The organism is Pseudomonas sp. SDT291_1_S447 (assembly GCF_054070155.1).
The window spans coordinates 1-220 of sequence record NZ_JBSVXS010000440.1 but is presented as its reverse complement, the minus strand read 5'-3'; the positions used below and the strand labels follow the sequence as shown (position 1 = coordinate 220).

Here is a 220-nt window from a genome sequence, read left to right as displayed (position 1 = left end):
CATCAGCGTGTAGGCCGGCGGCGCGGCTACGGCCAGGCAGGCCAGGCGGCGGGCAAGTACCAGGCGTGCCGTCATCACCGGCTGCATGCCTGTGACGAAGACGCAGTAGAACGCCAGCACCGGCACCGCATAGGCACTCAACATCAACGCCAGCGTCACCGGCGCGCCAGCCTCGGCAACATGGGCCTGGTTGCTCCATTGCAGCGCCCAGGGGTAATAG

General features: G+C 67.3%; 1 pseudogene. It reads right to left on the bottom strand.

The features are described from left to right. Positions 1–220, bottom strand: a pseudogene (locus ACW9IR_RS30280) (hypothetical protein); the annotation flags it as partial.